Source organism: Nocardia sp. NPDC058497, assembly GCF_042720195.1.
Taxonomy (GTDB): domain Bacteria; phylum Actinomycetota; class Actinomycetes; order Mycobacteriales; family Mycobacteriaceae; genus Nocardia.
The window spans coordinates 1-5,884 of record NZ_JBHXMY010000377.1 but is presented as its reverse complement, the minus strand read 5'-3'; the positions used below and the strand labels follow the sequence as shown (position 1 = coordinate 5,884).

Genomic DNA, 5,884 nt, shown 5'->3' with positions numbered 1-5,884 from the left:
GGTAACCGCCCCCCCCCCGCGTTCACCCCCCCCCTGGCGGGCCCGGGGGGGGGGGCCCCAACGCGCCTCTACGGCATCGTCGAAGGCGGCGACCTGGCCTACGTCGAGGAACGAGTAAACGCCGATGGCGCCCTCGAACCCCGCCTCTCGGCCCGCTTGCAGCGCTACATCGGCTGACTTCCTACCTCGGGCGCCCCGCCGCGCACGCACACAGCGGGGCGCTCTCCGAGTTGTTCACCGACAAGCAGGGAATCTCAGAATCGTTTGCCGCGCTAATTTTCGAGCGCGGTCAGGTCAAGATCCATCGGGAACGGCACACGAGCCGTCAGCCGATCGTGATAGATCCCGACGGGCACGTACCGCTGGGTGACCGGGTCGAGCTCGTAGGCGTACACGACGACCTGGTCAGCGGTTCCTCGTTCCACCCGCCAGAAGTGCGGGATCCCCGCCTTCGCGTACTTGAACGGCTTCGTGTCGCGATCACGTTCCTCGGAGTCCGGTGAGACGACTTCGACCACGAGTACAACGTCGTCGGGGTAGTAGAAGCTCTGGGGGTCGTCCCGACCGAATGCCTCCGAGCTGACGATCAACACATCCGGCTCCGGCATCTGCCGGTCCGCCAGTCGCACCGCCATTTCGCGGTCCGCGCGCAAGCTGTCGGGAGCCTGAGCCCGCAACTGCCCACGAACCATCGAGATGACACGCCGATGCCACTTACGCTGCGGACTCACGAAGACCAATCCCCCATCGATCAACTCGGTGTGTTTCGGCAAGCCGCGCATCGCTAGAAACTTCTCAGCCGTGTACCCCCCGGGAGGCGCCAACCACGTGGGTGGCGCATCCGCTTCATCTACCTCGTCAGGTAGCGGCTCTGCGTTCATCCTCACATCGTAGCGGCGCATCAGTACCTCTAGCAGCACGTTTTCCCCAGACATGGAGCGACCCCCGAGCCGTTCCACTGCGTTCGTGAACGCGGTGGTCCCGGTTGGATCGTCCGGGGGCTCGGGGGTCGGGTGACTGCCTGGGATTCGCTCAGCGCACCGCTGGGGAATCTCCCGCAGTGGAGCTGCTAGCGGGCAGCCACCTCACGCATCCGATGAACATACATTCTTCAGACCACCTCCTCTCTTGTGTACTGACGAATCTATCTGCGCATCGTGAGCTCGGCAATTGATTTTCTCGTCGCGCTGACCTGGGCGGATGCCGGTCAGGGTGCCCGGTGGGTGAGGTGGCAGGCGCCGGTGGCGTCGACGGTGACAATCGTGTCGGCGCGGTGGTCCGCCGGGAGCTGGTGGGTGACGACGACGACCGTGCGGTTCGGGTCGACCAGGCCGCTGTCGGCATCGAGGAGGTCCCGGAGCAGTTGTTCGCCTTCGGCGGCGGCCAGGTGTTCGGTGGGCTCGTCGAGCAGCAGGGTGGTGGCTGGGGCGACGAGTGCGCGGGCGAGCAGGATGCGTCTGCGCTGTCCGCCTGATACCGCGGCCGCGCCTGCGGTCAGCCCGGTGTGCACGCCGTCGGGCAGGGAGTCGAGCCAGGGGCCGAGTCCGACTGTCCGCAGTGCTTTTTCGGCGTCTTCGACGGTGAGGTCACCGCGAGCGACGCGCAGGTTCTCCAGGATCGAGGTGCCGAACAGGTGGGCGTCCTCGGCGAAGAAGGTGACCCCGTGGCGGGGAGTGTCGAACAGGCCTGCCCAGGACATGAGCAGGGTCGTCTTGCCCGCGCCGCTGGGTCCGATGACGACGATGCGGCGGCCCTCGGGCAGCGGGATACGCGGCAACCGGTACTCCGCGCCGGCTTGCGTTTCGGCGGCCCCACGCACCCGGCTGCCCGGAACCGCGCCACCGTCTGCCCCGGCCACCCCGCCGGTCGCGTGGGTGCGGATCGAATTTCCAGTCGCGCCGGACCCGCCGGACTCTCCAGTAGCGCCGGACTCTCCGGACTCGCCGGTCGCGCCGGTCGCGGCGGTCGCGCCGGTCGCGCCGGTCGCGGCGGTGCCGCTGGTCTCGCCAGTGCCGCCTGACTCGGCGGCGCCGCTGGTCTCGCCCGACTGGGCGGCGCGGAGACGGTGCAGGGCTGCACGGGAAGTCGTCAAAGTGGTTGCCGCGGCGGGGAGGGCGCCGACGGCTTCGAAAGCCGATAGCGGGACCAAGACGAGGATGGTGAGTGCCATCGGGGTCATGCCGCCGGGCAGCCCGCCCGTCGGTCCGTACGCGGCGATGCCGACCAGCAGGGCTCCCAGTGCGCTGACGCCGATGGACAGCGGGGTCGCGGCGGCTGCCCAGGCGCTGTGCGAGGCGGCGGTGTCCTCGGCTCGCACCGCCCGCCGAGTCGCCTTGTCCGCCTGGGCGAGTGCCGCGTCGAGCTTGCCCGCGACACGAAGTTCGGCGGCATGGTCGAGCACGGTGACCGCCTCCGCCGTGAACTCCGCACGGTCGGCGCGCACGGCCTGCTCGGCTTCCCGCGCTGCCACGCCCGACAGCCATGGCGCCAGCATCCCCGAAACAGCGAGGGCGACAGCCAGAATCACCGCGGCGGACACCGAGATGAACGCGATCAGTCCGATCGCCGCGAGTGACAGCACCACCGCCACCGCGACCGGAACCAGCACCCGGACCACCACCGCACCGAGGTCATCGATATCGGCACCGATCCGCACCAGCAGATCACCACGCCGCATCTCCCGCAGATCACCACCCCCGCTCGACGCCACAGAGCCGCTGGTCCGCGCCACGGCACCGCGCCCCGAAACACCCACGCGTGCGGATCGCGCCGCGGCACCAGGCACCGCCCCGCCCATGCTGAGCTCCGCTGCGGAGTCGACCTCGCGCGCATCGCCCTGCGTACCCGACGGACGATCCGCCGAAGTCCCCTGCCACCACCAGATATCCGCATGCGCCAGCGTGCGGTACACCGTCGTCCGCGCCGTGGTCATCGCCCGCAGCGCCACATCGTGGGTGGCCAGCCGCTCCAGATACCGGCACAGTCCCCGCGAGATGCCCAGCGCGCGCACCGCGACCACCGCCACACTGAGATAGAGCACCGGCGGCATCTGCCAGGCCCGCGCGATCAACCACGCCGCCAGCGCAGCCAGCCCGAGCCCACTACCGAGCGCCGCCGCACCCCACGCGATCGCCACCACGACCCGCCACGGCGACAACGCAAGCAGTTGCCGCATCTCCCGCAGATCCCGCCGCAGCGACCCACCACGCTCGAGCCCGACTTCGGTCACGACACCGACACCCCCTGCACAGCATCCTCGACGCCGTAGCTTCGAGATTCCGCACGATCGATCATCGTCTGTCTGTCGGACCCGCGGTCCGCAGAGCTGCCGTCGGCGCCGAATCTGGTGTCCGGCACCGCATCAGTGGGGGCTGCGTGGTCATCGGCAGAAGGCGTCGCTCGATCGGAGCCGGCACCTTCGAGCCGGTCGGTGGCGGGTGCAGTGCTTCCGACCACCTGCACGACGACGTCAGCCGCGGCCAGGACCGTCGGGCGGTGGCCGACGACAACGACGGTCGCGCCTGCGGCCGCGATAGCACGCAGGGTGGTCAGCACGTGCTGCTCGCTCTGGGAATCGAGGTGGGCGGTGGGTTCATCGAGCAGGAGGATGGGGCGGTGGGCGGCCAGCACCCTGGTGAGGGCGAGGCGCTGTCGCTGGCCCAGTGACAGGCCGATGCCGCCCTGGCCGACGATCGTGTCCCAGCGGTCCGGTAGTTCGTTGAGCACGGCATCGAAACCTGTTGCGGCGCTGATCTCGTCGAGGTCGGCGGCGGTGGAGTGTGCGCCGAGGAGTTCGATGTTCTCGCGCAGTGTTCCCGGTACCAGGACCGGCCGCTGGGGCAGCCAGGCGATGCGGGCCCACCAGCTGTCCGGGTCGAGCTCGCGGACATCGGTGCCGTCGACAAGGACGGCGCCGGCACCGGGGGCGACCAGGCCGAGAATCGCTTGCAGCGCAGTCGATTTCCCGCATCCGTTCGGCCCGGTCAGGACTGTCACCGCCCCGGGAGCGAGTTCGGCGGTCAGACGATCGGGCGCATTCCCCGAGCGGGCGGCAATCGTCAACCCGCGCACCATGATTCCCGAACCGGTACGACGGACGCCCGCATGAGTCGCGCCTTGCGCACGGGCACCCCGGACGCCACCGTGTGCCGTGCTCTGGTCGCGCGCTGCCGACGCGCCATCACCGGCGAATCCCCCCGACTCCAGCACCGCAAAAGCCTTGTCCCCCGCCGCCATCCCATCCTGCGCCGCATGGAACTTCTCCCCCACCTGCCGCAGCGGCCAGTACACCTCCGGCGCGAGGATCAACGCGACGAGCCCGGCGTACAAACTCATCTCCCCATACACCAACCGCAAGCCGATGGCGACGGCGATCAGCGCGACACTCAAGGTCGCCAGCGACTCCAGCACCATCGAGGACAGGAACGCGATCCGCAGCGCCCGCATGGTCCGCCGCCGCAGCGAATCCCCCAGCGCCTGGACCTGTTTCACCATGGTGGGCCCCTCGGGCCCTTCGCGGCCGAGGGCACGCAGCGTCGGCATGCCCGCGAACAGATCGAGGAGCTGGTCCGACAGGCGGGTGGTCGCGGCGAGGGTCGCTTCGGCGCGACCCTGGGTGAGCAGGCCGATGAGCACCATGAACAGCGGGATCAGCGGCACCGTGATGATCGCGATCAGCGCCGAGGTCGGATCGTGGAAGGCGATGACCACCAACACGATCGGCGGCACCAGGCAGGCCAGCAGCAGGGCGGGCAGATAGCCGGTGAACCACCCGCGCAAGCCGCTCAGCCCGTTGCCGACCACGACCGCGATCTCGGTCCGGCGCGCGTCGAGTTCGCGCGGCGGCAGTTCGGCGCCCGCCCGCAGCACCGCCGATTCGAGTTCGGCGACGACGGTGGCACCGGCCCGATGCGCCAGCCGCGCCTGCCACCAGCTCGCCGCCGCGCGTACCGCCACAGCGACGGCCAGCCCGATCAATTCCGTTGTCCACGCGCTGAACTCGCGCTCGCTGGGGTCGGTGATGACCCCGGCGAGCACCCGGCCGAGCAGCACGGCGATCACCACGATCGTCGCCGTGATCACCAGGGCGAGCAGTACCGACACCACCAGGTGGGGCCGGGCCGAATGGGCGTACCGCAGCAGGCGGGGGTCGACGGGACGGCGCTTGGCAGTCCGCGGTTCGACGACCGCACCGTGCTGGGACGGGTTCACCGATCCGGCACCGGTCCGCCGATCGACGGCCGACCCGTTCTGCGACCTGCCCGCCCGTGCCATGACTCAGTCCTTGCCGATCAGCGGCAGCCCGGTCGGCGCCGGAATCTGCTCGACGGTCAGCCGCTGCCGGAACACCCAGTACGTCCAGCCCTGGTAGACGAGCACGACCGGCGTGGCCAGCAGCGCGGCCCAGCTCATCACCTTCAGGGTGTATGGCGTCGAGGACGCGTTGTAGATGTTCAGGTCGTAGAGCGGGCTGATGGTCGAGGGCAGCACGTTCGGGTACATCGAGCCGACGATGAGCACAGTGGCCGAGATGACCGTGAGCGTGGTGCCGACGAACGCCCAGCCGTCGCGACCCGCCGCGTTCGCCGCACCGGTGAGCACCAATCCGAGCACCGCCGTCACCAGCACCGCCCAGGTCCAGCCCGCACCGTAGGCGAGCTGGGTCCACACCCCGAAGCCGCCGACGATCACCGCGGTCGGCACCAGCAGCAGCCGGACGATGCGCTGCGCGTCGGCCCGGACCTCGCCGCCGGTCTTGAGCACCAGGAACACCGCGCCGTGCAGGGCGAACAGGATGCCGGTCGTCAGGCCGCCGAGCAGGGCGTAGGGGCTGAGCAGATCCCACACAGAGCCGACGATCTGGCGATCCACGTTCAGCGGCACC

4 protein-coding genes are annotated in these 5,884 nt (G+C 69.8%); all 4 read right to left on the bottom strand.

Translation table 11 applies throughout. The annotated features are described in order from the left end of the window. Positions 1-272: 272 nt before the first annotated feature. Complete coding sequence (locus tag ACFWPJ_RS22405) at positions 273-881, bottom strand: Uma2 family endonuclease (RefSeq protein WP_378854265.1); 609 nt, start codon at positions 879-881, stop codon at positions 273-275. A 326-nt stretch (positions 882-1,207) separates the two neighbouring features. After that, positions 1,208-3,175 carry an ATP-binding cassette domain-containing protein gene (locus ACFWPJ_RS22400; RefSeq protein ID WP_378854267.1) on the bottom strand — a complete coding sequence of 656 codons (1,968 nt, stop codon included), beginning with the start codon at positions 3,173-3,175 and terminating at the stop codon, positions 1,208-1,210. Between the two features lie 50 nt (positions 3,176-3,225). After that, positions 3,226-5,274: a thiol reductant ABC exporter subunit CydD gene (cydD, locus tag ACFWPJ_RS22395; protein ID WP_378854263.1), complete on the bottom strand. Its 2,049-nt coding sequence runs from the start codon at positions 5,272-5,274 to the stop codon at positions 3,226-3,228. A 3-nt stretch (positions 5,275-5,277) separates the two neighbouring features. Further along, on the bottom strand, positions 5,278-5,884 hold a 607-nt coding region (locus ACFWPJ_RS22390; protein WP_378854261.1), incomplete at its 5' end, for a cytochrome d ubiquinol oxidase subunit II.